Genomic DNA, 18,385 nt, shown 5'->3' with positions numbered 1-18,385 from the left:
CGCTGGGCGGGTGCAGCTGCGTGCGACCTCCACCCCGGCGGGCCTGCTCCGTGTGCGCTACGAGGTCACCGCCGACGGCCGGGCCGTCACCGGGTGGAGCGCGCGGGCCTGGCACTCCCACCGGGACCTCGTCATCGACGGACACCCCTACGCGCTGCGGTCGGAGGGGATCGCCCGGTTCGCGCTGGAGGGCGACATCCGGGCGCACATCCAGCGATCGGTCGACCACCCGGACGGGCCGCTCTCCCGCCCGCGGTGGACCGTCGAGCTCGGCGACCTGACCTACCGGCTCACCGGTTCGGGGATCGGGCGCCGCTTCGCCCTGCTCACCACGGCCGACGCCGTCAACGAGGCAGGGCGGGTGTGGCGGACCGGCGGACTACGGCCGTCCTACGGTGCGGACCTTCCCGACGCCCTGCCCCTGCCGGTCGGGGTGTTCGTGCTCTGGGCGGCGATGGCGATCTGGCGGGCCACGGTCACCGCGGCCGCCACGGCGGTGCGCTGAGCCGGACCCCGGACTCCACGGCCCCGGACACACCACGGCCCCGGACGTCGTGGTGGGGACGCCCGGGGCCGGTGGTCGTGCGGGTGCTGCTCAGACCTCGCCGCGGTAGCCGGCGGCCTGTGCCTGCCACATCCAGCGGGCCTCCTCCAGCGCGCGGCCCAGCTCGATGAGCAGGTCCTCGGTGAGCGGGTCGGCCTTGCCGGCCTGCTCGATGCGCGGACGCAGCCGGTCGACGGCGGCGTCGACGGTCGCCGAGATCGTGAGCACGGTGTCCTCGTCGGACACGTAGCCCGCCGGGTATTCGGGCAGCCCGGTGTCGCGGCCGACGGTCCGCGCGCGGCCGTCGGGAGCGACACCGATCGCGGCGGCCCGCTCGGCGACGGCGTCGCCGTGCTCGCGGGCCAGGTCGACGAGCTCGTCGAGGTGCAGGTGGATGTCGCGGAACTGACGACCGACGAGGTTCCAGTGCGCCTGCTTGGCGACCAGGGACAGGTCGACGAGGTCGACCAGGGTCTCCTGCAGCACGCGGCCGGTGATGTCGGTGGCGCCGCTGTCGAGCGGGCTCGTGATCGGGGTGGCCATGGTGCTCACCGCTCCTTCCGATGTCGGTTCGGGACGCACCGGGAGTGCCCCGCCCTCGGGGCACCCACACCCGTTCGTGATCCGTCCGACACCCGGTGAGGCACGCCTGACCTGGGGAGAGTCGAGCCTACGAGCGCGCCGCGTGGGTCACGAGGACCGGGATCGGGGAGTCCAGGATGATCCGCTGCGCGGTGCTGCCGGTGAGCAGCTTGCCGACCGGGCTGCGCCGCCTCACCCCGACCACGAGCAGCTGCGCGTCCTCCTGCGCGGCCAGGTCGAGGATCGCCTCGGCGGGGTCGCCGCCGTCGTCGACGACGCGCACGGCGGTGGTCGGGTCGCCCTCGGCGCGCAGCCCGGCCAGCCGCGACCCGATGGCCACCTCGAGCGAGACGTGGTCGTGGGTCCCGGTGCCGTCGGCGTCGAACAGCTCCTGGCGGCCGGTGGCCAGCACCGTCAGCGGGGCGCCCCGCAGCCGGGACTCGCGGACCGCCAGGTCCAGGGCGGCGTCGCCCTCGGGCGTCGGGCCGTAGGCCACGCAGATCGTCATGTCGCTCCCCATCAGGCGTTTCGCGGACGGGACGGAGACTAACCACGCCGAACGGACATACCGGAGAAAAGTTCGTTCTGGTCACAGAGGTCGTAGAGTTTCCGATCCGGACAGTGGAGGACGGAGCGGACGTGTGCCAACGTCTGCCCCCATGCCACGACGGCAGGTCATCGCAGCCCTGGGAATCGTCCTCGTCACCGCACTCGCGGTGACCGCCTTCGCCGACGCCGCCCGGTCCGGGGAGGGACAGGCGGCGCGCTCCAACCTCACCCTCATCGCCCCCGCGGCCGCCGGTGGCGGCTGGGACCTGGTCGCCCGCGAGGCGCAGCAGGCCATGCGCACCGGGAACATCGTCAACACCGTGCAGGTGGTCAACATCCCGGGTGCCGCCGGGACCATCGGCCTCAACCAGCTCGCCGGTCTCGCCGGCGAGGAGACCACCATGATGGTCACCGGCACCGTCATGCTCGGCGGGATCAGTCAGTCCGGCAGCGCGATCAGCCTGCAGGACACGACGCCGATCGCCCGGCTCGCGGAGGACTTCGAGGTCGTCGCCGTCCCGGCCGAGTCACCGTTCCGCACGCTCGACGACATGCTCACCGCCTGGGCCGCGAACCCGGCCGCGCTGCCGGTCGGCGGCGGCTCGGCGGGCGGCATCGACCACATGGTCGCCGCCCAGCTCGCGCAGGCCCGCGGGATCCCCGTCGAGCGGATGGTCTACACCCCGCACCCCGGCGGCGGCGAACTCACGCTGAGCCTGCTGTCGACCGCGGCCGGCACCGTCGGCGTCGGGATCTCCGGCTACAACGACTTCCGCGACCTGGTGGAGTCCGGGCAGCTGCGGGTGCTGGCGGTCGTCGCGCCCGAACGGCTGCAGGGCGTCGACGCCCCGACCATGGACGAGCTGGGCATGCCCCAGGTCGACCTCGTCAACTGGCGCGGGCTCGTCGCTCCCGCCGGGATCAGCCCCGAGGCCCGCGCGGAGCTGGAGCAGATCGCCCGCGAGATGGTCGGGACCGAGTCCTGGGGCGAGGCCGTGACCCGCAACCGCTGGGTGCGCAGCGAGACCTACGGCGAGGACTACGACCGCTACCTGGTCTCCGAGCAGTCCCGCATCGACGACCTCCTGAAGGAGCTGGGGCTGGCATGAGCCGTCCTGCACACCTGTCCCGGGGCGCGCTCGTCGTGCCCGCGATCCTCGCAGCGCTGGGGGTCTTCCTCACCTACGGCACACTGACCATGCAGGTCGTCGGCGACGGCGGCCTGTTCGGCCCGACCACCATGCCGTGGATCGTCGCGATCCTGTGCTACGTGGTCGCCGCGCTGCTGGCGTTCGACATCCTGCGGCCACGGCCGGAGTTCGACGCCCCGGCCCCGGCCGCGGCGGGCACCGGTGACGGCGACGGCGCCGCAGGCGGGGACGCGCCGGTCGACACCGGGGTGAACGCCCCGGCCGTGCTGACCGCGGTCGGCGGCGTGGCCGCGTTCATCGTCGTCCTGCCCCACCTGGGTTGGATCCTGTCCGCGACCGGGCTGTTCGTCGCCGTCGCCGCCGCCCTGGGCAACCGGCGCTGGCCGGCGATGGCGCTCGGCGGGCTCGCCGTGTCCTCGGCGGTCCAGGTCGTGTTCAGCATGCTGCTCGGGATCTCGCTGCCCGCCGGCTTCGTCGGAGGGTTCTGACCGTGGAACAGCTGACCGACCTGCTCGGCGGCTTCGCCGACATCCTCAGCCCGTCCGCACTGCTGTTCGTGTTCCTCGGTGCGCTGATGGGCACCGCGGTCGGGGTCCTGCCGGGGCTGGGCTCGGCGATGGCCGTGGCGCTGCTGCTGCCGCTGACCTTCGTCCTCGAACCGACCAGCGCGCTGATCATGTTCACCGGCATCTACTTCGGTGGCCTGTTCGGCGACTCCATCGCCGGGTTCCTCATGAACACCCCCGGCAACTCCACCGCCATCGCCAGCACCTTCGAGGGCCACCGGATGGCCCTGCGCGGCAAGGCGGCCCAGGCGCTGGCCACCGGCGCGATCGGCGCGTTCATCGGCGGCATGGTCGCCTCGGCGCTCGTCGTGTTCTTCGCCCCGACCCTCGCCCGGCTCGCCACCGGCTTCGGCCCCGCCGAGTTCCTCGCCCTCGCCGTGTTCGCCTTCGTCGCGATCTCCGCCGTCGTCGCCGACTCGGCGATCCGCGGCGTCGCCGCGCTCGCGATCGGACTCACCCTCGCCCTGGTCGGGATCGACCAGCCGACCGGCACCCCGCGGTTCTCCTTCGGGTTCTCCCCGCTGCTCGACGGCGTCTCCATCGTCGTGATCACGGTGTCGCTGCTGGCGCTGGGCGAGGTGTTCAGCCAGGCCGCGAAGGTCGGCCGGGCCGAGGAGACCAGGGCCGTCATGCCGACCGGCCGATGGTGGCTGTCGAAGGCCGAGTTCCGCCAGGCGCTGCCCGCGTGGCTGCGCGGCACCGCGATCGGCGTCCCGTTCGGTGTCATCCCGGCCGGTGGCGCCGAGGTACCGACGTTCCTGGCCTACGGGACCGAGCGCAGGCTCGACCGGCGCAAGGCCGAGCCGACCTTCGGGAAGGGCGCCATCGAGGGCGTCGCGGCTCCGGAGGCCGCGGGCAACGCCACCGCGGGCACCGCGATGGGCGCGCTGCTCGCGCTGGGCCTGCCCACCTCCGCGACGGCGGCGATCCTGTTCGCCGCGTTCCAGCAGTACGGCCTGCAGCCGGGCCCGCTGCTGCTGGAGCGCTCCGGGGACATCGTGTGGGCGCTGCTCGCCGGGTTCTTCCTGGCGATGATCGTGCTGCTGATCCTCAACCTTCCGTTCGCGCCGCTGTGGGCGCAGCTGCTGCGGGTCCCGAAGTCCTACCTGTACGCGGGCATCGCGGTGTTCGCCGCGTTCGGCGTGTACGCCTCCGGGGCGAGCCAGGTCGACCTGGTGATCATGCTGGTGGTGGGCGTGCTCGGGCTGGCGATGCGGCTCTACGACATCCCCGTCGCGCCGGTGCTGATCGCGGTGATCCTCGGGCCGCTGGCGGAGTACTCGCTGCGCGACGCGATGGGCAACTCCGACAACGACCCGGCGGTGCTGGTGTCGAGCCCGATCACCGTGGTGCTGTACCTGCTGCTCCTCGCCGGCCTGGTCTGGACGGCGTGGCGCCGGTTCGCCGAGAAGCGCGCCGCCGACGTGTGATCACCCCGCGGCGCGGGCCAGCTCGACGGCCCGCGCCAGGGTGGTGAGGCGCTCGTCGAGGGTCTCCCCCGCGGGGTAGAGCCGGACGGTGCCGACGCCGGCGGCGGCCCAGTCCCGCAACCGCGCGGCAACCCGTTCCTCGGTGCCGACCAGCGTCGTCCCCAGCACCATCTCCTCGGTGACCAGGGCCGCGGCGCCGGCCCGGTCCCCGCCCTGCCAGGCGGCGCGGACGGCGTCGGCCCGCTCACCCCAGCCCTGGCGGCGGTAGGCGTCGAAGTAGAAGTTCCGCTGCGCGGTGCCCATCCCGCCGAGGCTGAACGCGATGCCGGGGCGGCGGGCGTCGACCATCGCCGCCTGGTCGGCCTCGTCGGCGGCGAAGGCGACCTCGGCGCCCTGGCAGACCTCGATCGCGGACCGGTCCCGCCCGGCGGCGCGCAGACCGGTGTCGAGATGGGCGAGGTAGGCGTCGGCGCCCTCCGGGACGAAGCTCGTGCCCAGCCAGCCGTCGGCGACCCGTCCGGTGAGCTCCAGCATCCGCGGCGACAGCGCTGCGACGAACACCGGCAGGTCCGGCACCGGCGTGGTCGACAGCCGCATCGGGCGGCCCTCACCGCCGGGCAGCGGGATCGCGACGGTCTCGCCGTCGTAGGCGATGCGCTCCCCCGCGCAGGCGGCCCGGACCACCTCGATCGTCTCGCGCAGCCGGGTGAGCGGGCGGGCGAACGGCACCCCGTGCAGTCCCTCGATCACCTGGGGGCCGGACGGGCCGAGCCCGAGCAGGAACCGGCCTTCCGACATGTCGTGCAGGGTCAGCGCGGCCTGGGCGATCGCGACCGGCGAGCGGGTGCCGACCTGGATCACCCCGGAACCGAGCCGGATGCGTTCGGTTCTCGCGGCGAGGTAGCCCAGCGCGGACGGCGCGTCGGACCCCCACGCCTCGGCGACCCAGCAGTCGTCGAGGCCCAGCCTCTCGGCCTCGACGACGAACTCGACGGTCTCGCGCCAGTCACCGCCGGAGGCCTCGACCGTCGTGGCGGTCCTCATCGGCCGTCCCGGACGAGCCCGACCGGTCCGTGTACGGGCACGTCCCCGGCGGCGAGCACCGTCGTGGCCATCGGCGCCAGCAGCGCGGCGAGCTCGGCGGTGCGTTCCGGTCCGAGTGCGGCCCACGGGCGGGCGGCGGCCCGGTCGGTCAGCCGTTCGATCTCGTCGTGCTCGTCGGCGCCGGCGGCGGTGAGCGCGCCGGTGGCGTCGACCCAGCCGCGGGCACGCAGGTCCTCCGCGCCGGCCGCCCAGGCGTCCGGGCCGAAGCCGCGGGCGGTGCGCAGCCACTCGCCGTCGGTCTCCCCGGCGGCGATCTTGAGGTGGTGCGCGGCGACCGGGCCGACACCCCGCGCCACCAGGACCGCGACGTGACCGTCCCCGCGGTGCTCGCGCAGCGTCGTCGACGCCTGCCAGAGGGCCTCGAGGTCGCCGTCGGGGCGGGGCAGCGCGGCGTTCGCGGCGGCGAGGACGCGGCCGTCGGCGTCGATCTCCCCGGCGGCGGCCCAGGCGAGCTCCGCGGCCCGGTGCAGCGCGGCCGGGTCGGCGCCGTCGAGCCCGGACCGGCGCAGCGCGGCGGCGGAACCGGCGAGCCGGGCCGCGAGCGCCCCGTCGGGGGTCCCGAGCGACCAGACCCCGGGCAGCGCACGGGCGACCATCGACGGGTGGAAGCCGTGGAACGCGGCCGTCACCGGAGCCGCGCCCACCGGCCCCAGCGGGGCGGCGCGCATCGCGAAGTAGCCGCGCCAGAACCCGCGGAACCCGGCCGCCTCAGCGGCGGCCCGCGCCTCGGGGGCGAAGTACACGACGTCGTGGACCGGTTCGAGCTCGGCCCAGAGCGCCCGCGCGGTCTGCACCGCGATGTCGGGGACGGTCACCACCGCACCGTAGTGCGGCGGTGACCGTCCCGACAGGTCTCTCCCGCTCGGCGGTCAGGAGAGGTGGTGGCGCTCCTGCAGCGCGTAGACGGGGGTGTCGATGCCCGCCTCACGCGCCTTGAGCTGCAACGCCAGGTACAGCGAGTAGAACCGGCTCTGGTGCAGGTTGCCGCCGTGGAACCACAGGTTCTGCTGCTGGGTGGGCTTCCACATGTTGCGCTGCTCGCCCTCCCAGGGACCGGGGTCCTTGGTCGTGTCCGAGCCGAGGCCCCACACCTTGCCCACCTTGTCCGCGACGTCCTGGCCGACGATGTCGGCGGCGAGGCCGTTCATCGACCGGTAGCCGGTCGCGAACACGACGAGGTCGGCGTCGAGCTCGGTGCCGTCGGCGAGCCGCACACCCTTCTCGGTGAACTCCTGCATCTGCCCGCGGACCAGCTTCACCTTGCCGTCGGCGACGAGCTCGGCGGCACCGACGTCGATGTAGTAGCCCGAGCCCCGGCGCAGGTACTTCATGAACAGGCCGGAGTCGTCGTCGCCGAAGTCCAGCTCGAACCCGGCCTCCTCCAGCCGCCGGTAGTAGTCCGCGTCGACCTCGCGGGCCTTGTCGTAGGCGGGCTTCTGGAAGGTGTGCATGATCCGGTACGGCAGCGACGCGAAGATCATGTCGGCGGTGTGGGTGTCGACGCCCGCCTTGACCGCGCGCTCGGAGTAGAGGTCCCCGAGGCCGTACTCCATCAGCGTGTCGGACTTGATGATGTGGGTGGACGAGCGCTGCACCATGGTGACGTCGGCGCCGACCTCCCACAGCGACCCGCAGATGTCGAACGCGGAGTTGTTCGACCCGATGACCACGACCTTCTTGCCCCGGTAGGCGTCCGGGCCGGGGTGCTGCGACGAGTGCTGCACCTCGCCCCGGAACTGCTCCCTGCCCGGGAAGTCGGGGATGTTCGGCTTGCCGGAGACGCCGAGCGCGATCACCAGCTGACGCGGGCGCAGGGTGATCTGCTCGCCCGCCTTGTCGACGACGACGCTCCATCGGCCGGACGCCTCGTCGAACTCGGCGCTGCGCGCGGTGGTGGAGCCCCAGTAGTTCAGCTCCATGATCCGCGTGTAGAACTCCAGCCAGTCGCCGATCTTGTCCTTCGGCGCGAACACCGGCCAGTTGTCCGGGAACTTCAGGTACGGCAGGTGGTCGTACCAGACCGGGTCGTGCAGGGCGAGGCTCTTGTAGCGCTTGCGCCACGAGTCGCCGGGCCGCTCGTTGCGCTCGACGATGATCGTGTCGACGCCGAGCTGGCGCAGCCGGGCGCCCAGCGCGATACCGCCCTGGCCGCCGCCGATGATCACGACCTCGGGGTCGCGGGTGCGACCCAGCTCGGCCAGCTCGGCCTCGCGGCGCTCCTTCCACGTGACCCGGTCCGGGTTGGCGCCGTGCTCGGTGCCGAACGGCCGGTTCTCCCCGCGGGGCTCCTCGTGCCCCTTGAGCTCGTCGAGGGTGGTGAGGAAGGTCCACGCCTTCCCGTCGACGATGCGGACGTGCCCGGAGCCGCGCCCGACGGCGGTCTCGAAGGTGAACCACCCGTCGGTGACACCACCGGCCTCGGTCGGCTCCTTCGACAGTTCCCAGTGCGACGGGTCGGTCGCGTCCAGGGTGTGGGTCAGCAGGTCGCGGACGCCGTCGTGGTGCTCGACGGTCTTCAGGTTCCAGGTGAACGCGACCAGGTCGCGCCAGTAGCTCTCGTCGGCGAACAGCGCGACGGCGCGGTCGATGTCACGGGCGGACAGGGCGTCGGCGAAGGCGGTGAGCCAGCCCTCCGCGGTCGTGCGTGCCGCCGTCTTCTCCTGCGTGGTGGTCACGGGCACCTCCTGCGAGCGGTTCGCCACGACCGGGGCGGCGCTCGCCGTCCTGCCGCGGTCGTCGGGGCAACGGAGCCGAGTGAACACCACACGCGTGATCCACGACACCGGTTGCGGGGAGGTTGCAACCGCCGCGCGGTGCGGCAAGCTCGTGCCCTGTGCGGGTGCTGGTGGTCGAGGACGACGCGGGCGTGGCCGGCGCGGTGGTCGACGCCGTGCGGGCCCGCGGGCACGGCGTGCTGCACGCGGCCACCGCGGCCGAGGCCGCCGAGCTGCTGGGCGAGGCCGAGCTGGTGCTGCTCGACCTGGGCCTGCCCGACGGCGACGGCCTGGGCCTGCTGCACCGCCTGCGCCGGACCTCGGCGGTGCCGGTGATCGTCCTGACGGCGCGCTCGGCCGAGCACGACGTCGTCCGCGGCCTGCACCTGGGCGCCGACGACTACCTGGTCAAGCCGGTGCGGTTGCGCGAGCTGCTGGCCCGGATCGACGCCGTCGCCCGCCGGGTCCCGGCCGGGACGGCGGCCCCCGGGGTGGTCGAGGCGGACGACGTGCGCGTCGACCTCGACGCGCGGCGGGTCACCGTCGGCGGCACCGAGACGGCGCTGACCGCGACGGAGTTCGCGGTCCTGGCCGCGCTGGCCCGCCGCCCCGGGGTCGCGGTGAGCCGCCGCCAGGTGCTCGAGGAGGTGTGGGGCGACGGGAGCATGGCCGCGTCCCGGTCGCTGGACGTGCACGTCGCCGCGCTGCGCGCCAAGCTCGACCGGCCCGGGCTGCTCGCGACGGTGCGCGGGTTCGGCTTCCGGCTGGGCCGGTGACGGCGTGCGCCGCCGCCTGCTGCTGGTGCTGTCGCTGTTCTCCCTGCTGACCGTGGCCGCGTTCGTCGCCCCCCTGCTCGACCAGCGCGCCACCGCGCGGGCCCAGGTGTGGACGCTGACCCGGTCCGACGACCTGGACCGCTTCGTCGCGCTCGCCGCGCTGGTGGCCGGGGGCGACGACACGGTGCGCGACGACCTGGACCGCGGCGCCCGCCGGCACGCCGAGCTGTACGGCGAGGGGGTGCTCGTCGTCGACGCGCAGCGCCGCACCGTGGTGTCCGCCGGTCTGGGACCCGGCGACCCCGGTGTGCCCGCGGCGCTCGACGCGGCACTGCGCAACCAGCCCGCCGACGCGCCCGCCCGGCTCACCCCGTTCGACCGGGACCCGGTGCTGCTGTGGCAGCCGGTCGGCACCGGCACCAGGGCCGACGGCGCCGTGCTGCTGCGCGCCGACCCGTCGCGGGCCGCGTCCGACGTTACCGTGACGTGGGTGCTCGTGCTGGCCGGGGCGCTGGCCGCCGCGGCGGTGTTCGCCGCGATCGCGCTGCTGCTCGCCCGCTGGGTGCTGCGCCCGGTCGGGGCGCTGGCCCGCGGGGTCGGGGCCGTCGCGCAGGGCCGGGCCGGGGAGCAGATCACGGTGTCCGACGGGCCGGTGGAGCTGCGTGCGCTCGCCGAGTCGTTCAACCGGATGTCGGCGTCGGTGCGGGCCGGTGCGGAGGAGCAGCGGCGGCTGGTCGCCGACGCCTCGCACCAGATCCGCAACCCGCTCGCGGCGCTGCGGCTGCGCGCGGACGGCCTGGACCCGCACGTCGGGCCGGGCGGGCGCGCCGCCTACGACTCGACGCTCGGCGAGGTCGACCGGCTGGAACGGCTGCTCGACGGCATGCTCGGGCTGGCCTCCGCGGAGGCGACGGCCTCGGCGGTCGCGGCCGGTGCCGCGGACCCGGCCCGGTGCGACGCCGGGCTGGTCGCCGCCGGCCGGGTCGACGCGTGGCGCCCGGCCGCCGACGCCGCCGGGGTCGTGCTCGACGGACGCGCCGGCCGCCTCGACGGGGGGCCCGACGACGCGGTCGACGACGCGGTCGACGTCGACTGGCCGGACACCGACCTCGAACAGGTGCTGGACGTGCTGCTGGACAACGCGGTCCGGCACACCCCGGCGGGCACGACGGTGCGGGTGCGCTGGGCGGGCGGCCCGGACGGGGTCACGGTCTCGGTCGCCGACGACGGCCCCGGCATCGCCGGGACCGACCTCGGCCGGGCCCGGGAGCGGTTCTGGCAGGGAGCCTCCCCCGGCGCCGGGGGCAGCTCCGGGCTGGGGCTGGCGATCGCCGACCGGCTCGCCGCGGCGCACGGCGGGCGCCTCGACCTGGGCCCCGCCGCGGGGGGCGGGTTGCTGGCCACCCTGGTCCTGGGGCGGGCGCGGTGACCGGGCCGCGGGCGGCCTCCCCGGGGGACGCGGCCACCCGGCTCCCCCGGCGCGCGGTCCTCGGTGGGCTCGGGCTGCTCGGGCTGCTCGCCGCGTGCTCCCCCGGCCCGGACGCCGCGCTGCCGCTGGCCGCCGGCGAGCCGGGTGGGTTCTACGCCGAGTTCTCCGCGCTGCTCGCCGGGGTCGCCGCCCCGGCCGGACCGGCGCTGCGCCCGGTCGTCACCGGCGGGTCGCGGGACAACGCCGTGCTCGTCGCCCGCGGCGGGGCGGCCGTCGGGCTCGCGCTGACCGACCTCGTGCTGGCCGCGCGGGCCGGGGCCGCACCGTTCACCGCGCCGCTGGAGCTGCGCGCGATCGGCCGCGTCTACGAGAACTACCTGCAGCTCGCGGTGCGGGCCGACACGCCCTTCACCCGGCTCGCCGACCTCGCCGACCGGCCGGTGTCGCTCGGCGCCCCCGGGTCCGGCGCCGCCCTGACCGGGGCCCGGTTGCTCGCCGTGTCCGGCACCCGGGTCCGGGCCCGCGAGCTCGACCTCGCGACGGCGACGGCGTCGCTGGCCGACGGCCGGATCGACGGCTTCCTCTGGTCCGGCGGGGTGCCGACCCCGGCCGTCGGGGAGCTCGCGGCACGCCGGGCGATCCGGCTGCTGCCCCTCGCCGAGCACCTGCCCGCCCTGCGGGCCCGGTTCGGCACCGGCCCCTACACGGCGGCGGCCGTCCCCGCCGGGGCGTACGGCGCGCCCGGCCCCGTCGCCACCGTCGGGGTGGCGAACCTGCTGGTCGCCGCGCCGCGGCTGCCGGACGCCGACGCCGGCGCCGTGGCCCGCCTGCTCGTCGAGCGTGCCCCCGACCTCGTGCCCGCCTCGGCGCTGGGCACCCAGTACCTCGACCAGCCGGCGCTGGTCGACACCGGCGACGTACCGCTGCACCCCGGGGCCGCGGCCGCGTACCGCGAGCTGCACGGATGAGACTCCCAAGACCCGGTTAAGAACCGCCGGGCGGCGCCGGGCGCGCTCCTACCGTCGCGTCACCACCTCCGGCGCAACGAGGAGCCCGAGCATGAGCAACGACGCCACCGGACTGCAGCGACACCCGTCCGAACCCCTGATCCCACCGACCGGGCGCGCCCGGTTCCGCAGCCTGGGCCCCGGTCTGCTGGCCGCGGCGACCGGCGTCGGCGCGGGCGACCTGGTCGCGACGATGGTCGCGGGCGCCCAGTACGGCACGGCGCTGCTCTGGGCCGCGGTGCTCGGCACGGTCCTGAAGCTGGCGCTGGGCGAGGGTGTCGGGCGCTGGCACCTCGCGTCCGGCTCGACACTGCTCGACGGCTGGCGACACCTGGGCCGCTGGGCCACCGGCTTCTTCGCCGCCTACATCGTGATCTGGGGCTTCGTCTACGGGGCCACCGCGATGTCGGCGGTCGGGCTGCCGCTCAACGCGCTGTTCGGCGGGCTGTCGGTGCGCTACTGGGCGATGATCGCCGGCGTCGTCGGCCTGGCCCTGGTGTGGGCGCAGCGCTACCACGTGTTCGAGAAGTTCATGACCGTGCTGGTGCTGGTCAAGTTCGTGTCCGTGGTGTCGGTGGCGGTGCTGGTGTCCCCCGACCTCGGGAACCTCGCGACCGGGCTGGTCCCGACGCTGCCCGCCGGGTCGACGGTCTACGTCCTCGGCCTGATCGGCGGCGTCGGCGGGACCATCACCATGGCCGCCTACGGGTACTGGATGTTCGCGAAGGGCTGGAAGGGCACCGGCTGGCTGTCGATGATGCGCCTGGACAACGCCGTCGGCTACACGATGACCGGCGTCTTCGTCGTCGCGATGCTCGTCGTCGGCTCCACGATGCTGCTCGGCCAGGACCTCACCGAGAACGACCGCGGCCTGCTGACCCTGGGCGAGGCGCTCGGCGCGAGCTACGGCGAGTGGGCCCGCATCCTGTTCCTGGTCGGCTTCCTCGCGGTCACCTCCAGCTCGCTGTTCGGCGTCTGGAACGGCGTGGGCCTGCTGTTCGCCGACCTGGTCCGCACGCTGCGCCTGCCGCACGGGAAGGCCGCCGCGACGGCCGGCACCGAGGCCGCCGTGGGCGGGACGGCGACCGTCGCGGCCGACGGCGAGGCCGCGGGCGGCAGCCGCGAGGGCGCGTTCGTCTCCACCGTCGTCGAGCGGTCGCGGCCCTTCCGCGGCTACCTGCTCTGGCTGACCTTCCCGCCGATGATGCTGCTGTTCATCGACCGGCCCTTCGGGCTGACCCTGGTCTACGGCGTGCTCGGCTCGGTGTTCATGCCGTTCCTCGCGGTCACCCTGATGCTGCTGCTCAACTCGCGGCGCATCCCGGCCGCCGGCCGGTCCGGGTGGCTGTCGAACGTGCTGCTCGGTTCCTCCTCGGCGCTGTTCCTGACGCTCCTGGTGACCGACCTCCACCAGCGCTTCTTCTCCTGAGCGGGTCGCGGGGTCGCGGCGTCGGCCGGTCGTCCGCCGGCAGGTCCGCGACCCCGCGCGGGGCGGCCCGGGCAGGTCGGGACCTGCAGGACGTCCGCCCCCGTCAGGCCGCGCCGGGAGACGACGGGGTCCGCTCGCCCGCCTCGACCGGCACGTCCAGGGTGTTGCCGGCGGGCGGCAGCGGGCAGGTCGCGTGGGCGGTGAACGCGCACGGCAGGTTCACCACCCGGTTCAGGTCCACCTCCAGCGTCCCGTCCGGCGCCGGGTCGTCGGTCGCCACGATGCGGCCGCCACCGTAGGTGGTGTCCCCGGAGGTGGCGTCGCGGAAGTGCAGCGACAGGCCGCCGTCCTTGCCGGCCAGCGCCACGAGCCGCTGCGGAGCACCGGCCCAGGTGAACGCGACCTCGCCGACCGCGGTCGGGAAGTGCTGCAACCCGGCGACGACGGCGTCGACCGTCACCGTCCGCGGCGCGTCGTAGGGGGTGAACACGGCGTCGACGACGGCGGCCGGGTCGTAGGGCCAGGCGGGCACCCCGGTGAACGCGGTCCGGGTGAGGGCCTGCGGGTCGCGCACGCGCAGCGCCCACGAGTCGGTGCGCCGCGCGATCTCGACGACCCGCTCCCCCACCGCGACCATCACGCCGGGGGCGCCGTCGACGGGCCGGACGTGCGCGGTGCCGTCGAGCGGGCCGGTCGCGCCGGGCAGCACGACCCCGTCGGCCGCGACGGCGGTGACCGCGACCTCGTCGGGACCCGCGGCGCGCCAGGTCCCGGGCAGCCCGGGGACGGCACCGTCACCGTCGTCGAGCCAGTGCAGCGCGGTCAGCGACAGCCAGCCGTGCGGTTCGCGGAGGGTCTGCTCGCGCGCGGCGCGCCACGCGTCGTGGGCGGTGAGGGTGCTCGTCATGTGGGGGCAACACCCCAGCCGGGCGGAGCTGTTCCCCGGGCCGCGGCTCAGTGCACGCGGCGGCGGACCGACTCCGGGTCCGGGCGGGTCAGCGCGATCACCCCGCCGAGCGCGACGAGGACCCCGGCCAGCGCCGCCCCCTCCCAGCCGGGCCGGATCCGGTCGCCGAGCAGGGCGATCCCGACGAGACCGGGCACGACCACCTCGGTCACCGACAGCACCGCCGTCGCCGGGCCGACGGCGCCGTCCTGCAGGGCGCGGGCGAAGGCCAGCACCCCGAGCACACCCATCGCGACGACGCCGTACACCAACGGGTCGAGCAGCAGGCTGCCCGCGGTCTCCCACCGGAGCGGGCCGGGGTGGATCGCGCGGACGGCCAGCGCGGTCCCGCCGAAGCCCAGCCCGGCCAGCAGCGCCAGCAGCATCGGCCGCCCGGCCCGCCACACGAACGGGGCGACGGCCAGGATCACCACGAACGACACCAGCAGGACCGGGGTGGCCACGGGGGGCAGCGCGTCCGGGCGGTCCGGCTCGGCGCTCGCGGCGACCACGACCAGCCCGGCCAGCACCGCGGCGACCGCCCACCGGTCGCGCCGGATGAGGTTCCACGGGTTCCAGCCGTGGTCGGCCAGCGTGGTCAGCGCGATCGCGCCCGCCAGGATCGACTGCACCGCGAAGACCGGCAGGTACCGCAGCGCGGCGACGGTGAGCACCCAGGCCACGACGTCGGCGAGCAGCCCGGCCAGGAACCACGGCTGCAGCCACACCGGGCGCCCGTACTTCGCCAGCCTGCTGCCGCGGGCCTCCCAGAGGGCGGCGACGGTGTTGCCGACCATCGCGGTCGCGGCGATCAGCAGGGCGAACAGTGTGGTCATGTCCGGGCCCATCCTGCCCGCCCGCGGCACGACCTGCTCCGGACACGCCGATCGGCGCCCGTGGGTGTGGTGGCCGGTGCCGGGCGTGCACACTCGGGCCATGCGCATGCGGTTCGGCCCGGACTCCGACGACGAGTTCCACGCGGCCGCCCAGGAGCTCCTCGACGGGTTCGCGGCGTGGCTGACCGAGAACGAGGTGGTCGCCGAACCGATGTCGGCGGAGCTGCTGCTGCAGTACAAGTGGCTCGCCGGCGACGGCGACCTCGCCGACTGGCCGCTGGAGCACGTCGAGACCTTCCTCGACGGCTGGTGCCCGCACATCGTGCTGGAGCACCGGCTGCCGGTGCGGCTGGTGCCCGCCAGCGTGGCCGCGTTCGTGGAGTTCCTCGACGAGCGCGGGCTGCTCGCCCCGGGCTCGCCGCGGCCGTCGCAGGTGCGGCGGCTGTGCGGCGAGTACGTCGAGGAGTACGACGAGTTGGAGGCCGGGGCCGGGTCGCCGCTGCTCACCGAGCTGGGCGACGACCCGGACCCGGTGCGGATCCCCTCGCCCGCCGACCGGGCGGCGTCCGCGGCGCAGGCCCGGATCCTGCACGATGCGCGGGCACTGGCCGGCTGGTGCGGCCCGCGCGGCCGGTCCCTGACCGCGACGGGCAACCTGCGCCTGGCCGACGCCCGCGAGCTGGTCGGTCTGCTCGGCACCGGCGACGAGCCGGACCGTGTCGTCCGCCTCGACCGTTCGACCCGGCTGCGGACCCTGACCTGGGTGCTGGAGACGAGCGTGCGCGCCGGCGCCGTCCGGCGGGAGTCGGGTCGGCTGGTGGCGGTGCCGCGCTTCGCCGGGCTGGATGACACCTCCGCCCACGAGGACCTGGTGCTCGCCGCCCGCGAGGTGGGCGCGCTGTCGACGGGCTGGCCGCACGTCGCCGCCGAGGACACCGCGGACCCGGACCTGCCCGTCCGGGAGGCCGCGCCGGCGCCGGTCGACGACACCGCACCCGACGCGGACGTGGTGTTCACCGGCGAGATCGACGACGAGGCGATCGAGGCGCTGCTGCGCGCCGAGGAGGGTCCGCCGTCGGAGGACGCGACCCCGGCCCTGCTGTTCCTGCTGCGCCACGTCGACGACGGTGTCGACCACGACGACCTGCGCCACGCCCTGGACGTGCTGCTCGACTGGACCGAGGACGCGGACGGGGACGCCGACGTCGCCTCGCTCCGGACCGCGACGCTGCTGGAGCAGCTGGAGCGGCTCGGGTTGGTCGAATGGGCCGGGTCGCGCCACGAGCCCGACGGGGCGGACGGGATCCGGGTCGGCGGGATCGTGCAGCTCACCCCGGGCGGGGTCGCGTGCGCGCTGCTGCTGCTCGCCGCGGAGGACCTGCACTACCCGACCCGGCCGGACCCGGCGGTCGCCTCGGCCGCGGAGATCGTCGAGCTGGCCGGGGAGGTCCCGCCCGACGAGTGGCGCCGCGACATCGACGCCTGGCACGCCGCGCAGCCCGATCCGGCGCGGGCGGTGGCCGAGTTCGTGGCGGCGGCGCTCGCACCGGGCCAGACCCTGCTCGTCGCCCTCACCGCGACCGGCGTGGCCGCGGACCGCTTCGGCGCCGAGGCCGTCGACACCCTGCTGCACGACCACCTCGACGGCCCGCACCGCGGCATGGTGGCGCGCCGGCTGGTCGCGCGCGGCGAGATCGACGCCGACGCCGTCGAGCCGGAGCTGCTGCTCATCGCCTCGATCGACGTGCTGGCCGTCGCGCTGGACACCGTCGACGCCGAGGACTGGCCGGACGCGTTCGCCGCCGAGTTCCCGCCCGAGACCCTCGGGGTGTTCGACGCCGTGTGGCAGCTGGACCACCCGCGGGTCGGCGAGGTGCTGGCCGCGCTCGGCGAGCACCACCCGGACGCCGCGGTGGCCAAGGCCGCACGCCGGGCCCGGGAACGCTGGCGCAGCCGGACCGGGGGCGCCTGAGCCGTCGGGCGCAGCCGCTCGCCGCGGACCCCGACGCATGCGAACATGTGTTCGTGCGCGGCCTGGCCACCATCCTGCATGCCGACCTGGACTCGTTCTACGCGTCGGTCGAGCAGCGCGACGACCCGCGCCTGCGGGGGCGGCCGGTGGTCGTGGGCGGCGGTGTCGTGCTGGCCGCGAGCTACGAGGCGAAGGCGCACGGCGTGCGGACGGCCATGAACGGCCGCCAGGCGCGGGCGCTGTGCCCGCAGGCGATCGTCGTCCCGCCGCGGATGGCGGCCTACTCCGAGGCGAGCCGCCGGGTTTTCGCGCTGTTCCGCGACACGACCCCGGAGGTCGAGGGACTGTCGATCGACGAGGCGTTCCTCGAGGTCGGCGGTCTGGCGAGGATCGCGGGCACGCCCCGGGAGATCGCCGCGCGGCTGCGCGAGCGGGTCGCCCGGGAGGCGGGGCTGCCGATCAGCGTCGGCGTGGCCCGCACCAAGTTCCTCGCCAAGGTGGCCAGTGGGGCGTCGAAACCGGACGGGCTGCTCGTCGTCGACCCGGCGCGGGAGCGGGAGTTCCTGCACCCGCTCCCGGTGCGCAGCCTGTGGGGCGTCGGGGCGGTGACGGCGGGGCGGCTGCACGAGGTGGGCGTGCGGACCGTCGCCGACGTCGCCGCGCTCGGCGAGGCCGCGCTCGTGTCCTACCTGGGGCCGGCCGCGGGACGGCACCTGCACGCGCTCGCGCACCTGCGGGACCCCCGCCCGGTGGACACGCACCGGACACGCCGCTCGATCGGGTCGCAGCGGGCCCTGGGTCGCCGCCCGCGCACCGACGCCGAGCTCGACGGCATCCTGGCCTCGACCGTCGACCGGCTGGCCCGGCGCCTGCGCGCCCCCCGCGGGTCCGACCGCGACGAGCCGGACGAGAACCTCGACAGCGACGGCCCGTCCGGGCCGCGTGACGCGGGCGGGGCCGCGACGGGCGGCCGGGTCTGCCGCACCGTCGTGCTGCGGGTGCGGTTCGGCGACTACGCCCGGATGACGCGGTCGCACACGCTGCCGGTCGCGACCGCGCACACGCCGACGATCCTCTCCGCCGCCCGCCGGCTGCTGAGCGACGCCCTTCCCGAGATCCACGCCCGCGGCATCACCCTGCTCGGCCTGTCGCTGACCAACCTGGACCGCGACGACGCCCTGCAGCTGGAGCTCCCCCTCGACGCCCACGCCGGCCCGGCCCTGGACACCGCGCTCGACGCCGTCCGGAGCCGGTTCGGCTCGGCCTCGGTGGGCCGCGCCAGCCGCCTCGGCCACGACGAGGGACTGCAGGTGCCCCTGCTGCCCGAACACGAGTGATCGTCAACCCGAG

Annotated in this window: 17 protein-coding genes; 10 read left to right on the top strand and 7 right to left on the bottom strand. The window is 75.4% G+C overall.

All coding sequences use genetic code 11. The features are described from left to right. Positions 1-10 precede the first annotated feature (10 nt). Positions 11-505, top strand: a complete 495-nt coding sequence (locus KPF22_RS11875; protein ID WP_161152389.1) for a hypothetical protein — start codon at positions 11-13, stop codon at positions 503-505. Between the two features lie 90 nt (positions 506-595). Here the strand turns inward: KPF22_RS11875 and KPF22_RS11870 are convergent, their stop codons facing one another. Together KPF22_RS11870 and KPF22_RS11865 are read right to left on the bottom strand one after the other, a co-directional pair. After that, complete coding sequence (locus KPF22_RS11870; protein ID WP_208821880.1) at positions 596-1,087, bottom strand: Dps family protein; 492 nt, start codon at positions 1,085-1,087, stop codon at positions 596-598. 127 nt (positions 1,088-1,214) lie between these two features. Beyond that, positions 1,215-1,634, bottom strand: coding sequence for a universal stress protein (locus KPF22_RS11865; protein ID WP_208821877.1), 420 nt, complete (start codon positions 1,632-1,634; stop codon positions 1,215-1,217). Positions 1,635-1,785: 151 nt separating this feature from the next. Here KPF22_RS11865 and KPF22_RS11860 point away from each other — a divergent pair, with 151 nt between their 5' ends. From KPF22_RS11860 to KPF22_RS11850, 3 genes are read left to right on the top strand one after another with little or no spacing between them, the layout of a single operon-like run. Then, complete coding sequence (locus tag KPF22_RS11860; protein ID WP_224402066.1) at positions 1,786-2,784, top strand: tripartite tricarboxylate transporter substrate binding protein; 999 nt, start codon at positions 1,786-1,788, stop codon at positions 2,782-2,784. Beyond that, positions 2,781-3,314, top strand: coding sequence for a tripartite tricarboxylate transporter TctB family protein (locus KPF22_RS11855; RefSeq protein WP_208821874.1), 534 nt, complete (start codon positions 2,781-2,783; stop codon positions 3,312-3,314). The genes KPF22_RS11860 and KPF22_RS11855 overlap by 4 nt, the downstream gene beginning before the upstream one ends. Positions 3,315-3,316: 2 nt before the next feature. Further along, positions 3,317-4,822 (top strand): tripartite tricarboxylate transporter permease, encoded by a 1,506-nt coding sequence (locus KPF22_RS11850; protein ID WP_224402065.1) that lies wholly within the window; start codon positions 3,317-3,319, stop codon positions 4,820-4,822. Here KPF22_RS11850 and KPF22_RS11845 read toward each other — a convergent pair whose 3' ends face one another. The 3 genes from KPF22_RS11845 to KPF22_RS11835 are packed head-to-tail and all read right to left on the bottom strand — an operon-like array spanning position 4,823 to position 8,601. Continuing rightward, positions 4,823-5,866, bottom strand: a complete 1,044-nt coding sequence (locus tag KPF22_RS11845; protein ID WP_224402064.1) for an LLM class flavin-dependent oxidoreductase — start codon at positions 5,864-5,866, stop codon at positions 4,823-4,825. It lies immediately after the preceding gene. Then, positions 5,863-6,741 carry a hypothetical protein gene (locus KPF22_RS11840; RefSeq protein WP_224402063.1) on the bottom strand — a complete coding sequence of 293 codons (879 nt, stop codon included), beginning with the start codon at positions 6,739-6,741 and terminating at the stop codon, positions 5,863-5,865. Before KPF22_RS11840 ends, KPF22_RS11845 begins: the two co-directional genes overlap by 4 nt. A 54-nt stretch (positions 6,742-6,795) precedes the next feature. Continuing rightward, a complete protein-coding gene (locus tag KPF22_RS11835; RefSeq protein ID WP_208821867.1) occupies positions 6,796-8,601 on the bottom strand; it encodes an NAD(P)/FAD-dependent oxidoreductase in 1,806 nt (601 codons plus the stop codon). Between the two features lie 158 nt (positions 8,602-8,759). Between KPF22_RS11835 and KPF22_RS11830 the strand changes: the two genes are divergently transcribed. The 4 genes from KPF22_RS11830 (at position 8,760) to KPF22_RS11815 (ending at position 13,281) form a co-directional block, all read left to right on the top strand. Further along, positions 8,760-9,416 carry a response regulator transcription factor gene (locus KPF22_RS11830; protein WP_208821864.1) on the top strand — a complete coding sequence of 219 codons (657 nt, stop codon included), beginning with the start codon at positions 8,760-8,762 and terminating at the stop codon, positions 9,414-9,416. A 4-nt stretch (positions 9,417-9,420) separates the two neighbouring features. Further along, complete coding sequence (locus KPF22_RS11825; protein ID WP_224402062.1) at positions 9,421-10,845, top strand: HAMP domain-containing sensor histidine kinase; 1,425 nt, start codon at positions 9,421-9,423, stop codon at positions 10,843-10,845. Next, the gene (locus tag KPF22_RS11820; RefSeq protein ID WP_224402061.1) at positions 10,842-11,813 is read left to right on the top strand and encodes a TAXI family TRAP transporter solute-binding subunit; all 972 of its coding nucleotides are present in this window, start codon (positions 10,842-10,844) and stop codon (positions 11,811-11,813) included. The genes KPF22_RS11825 and KPF22_RS11820 overlap by 4 nt, the downstream gene beginning before the upstream one ends. A gap of 91 nt (positions 11,814-11,904) precedes the next feature. Continuing rightward, positions 11,905-13,281, top strand: coding sequence for an Nramp family divalent metal transporter (locus KPF22_RS11815; RefSeq protein ID WP_224402060.1), 1,377 nt, complete (start codon positions 11,905-11,907; stop codon positions 13,279-13,281). 103 nt (positions 13,282-13,384) lie between these two features. Here KPF22_RS11815 and KPF22_RS11810 read toward each other — a convergent pair whose 3' ends face one another. Both KPF22_RS11810 and KPF22_RS11805 read right to left on the bottom strand, forming a co-directional pair. Continuing rightward, a complete protein-coding gene (locus tag KPF22_RS11810; RefSeq protein WP_224402059.1) occupies positions 13,385-14,188 on the bottom strand; it encodes a DUF1684 domain-containing protein in 804 nt (267 codons plus the stop codon). A gap of 47 nt (positions 14,189-14,235) precedes the next feature. After that, the gene (locus tag KPF22_RS11805; protein WP_208821850.1) at positions 14,236-15,063 is read right to left on the bottom strand and encodes a hypothetical protein; all 828 of its coding nucleotides are present in this window, start codon (positions 15,061-15,063) and stop codon (positions 14,236-14,238) included. On the opposite strand from KPF22_RS11805, the gene KPF22_RS11800 reads away from it, so the two are divergent. Together KPF22_RS11800 and dinB are read left to right on the top strand one after the other, a co-directional pair. Then, entirely contained in the window at positions 15,062-17,035 is a 1,974-nt protein-coding gene (locus tag KPF22_RS11800; RefSeq protein ID WP_224402058.1) for a hypothetical protein, read from the top strand. The genes KPF22_RS11805 and KPF22_RS11800 overlap by 2 nt on opposite strands. Before the next feature lie 47 nt (positions 17,036-17,082). Further along, a complete protein-coding gene (dinB, locus tag KPF22_RS11795) occupies positions 17,083-18,372 on the top strand; it encodes a DNA polymerase IV (protein ID WP_208821844.1) in 1,290 nt (429 codons plus the stop codon). The last annotated feature ends 13 nt before the right edge of the window (positions 18,373-18,385 follow it).

This window comes from Pseudonocardia sp. ICBG1034 (genome assembly GCF_020131375.1).
Classification (GTDB): domain Bacteria; phylum Actinomycetota; class Actinomycetes; order Mycobacteriales; family Pseudonocardiaceae; genus Pseudonocardia; species Pseudonocardia alni.
This window is presented reverse-complemented; position numbering and strand designations above follow the sequence as displayed.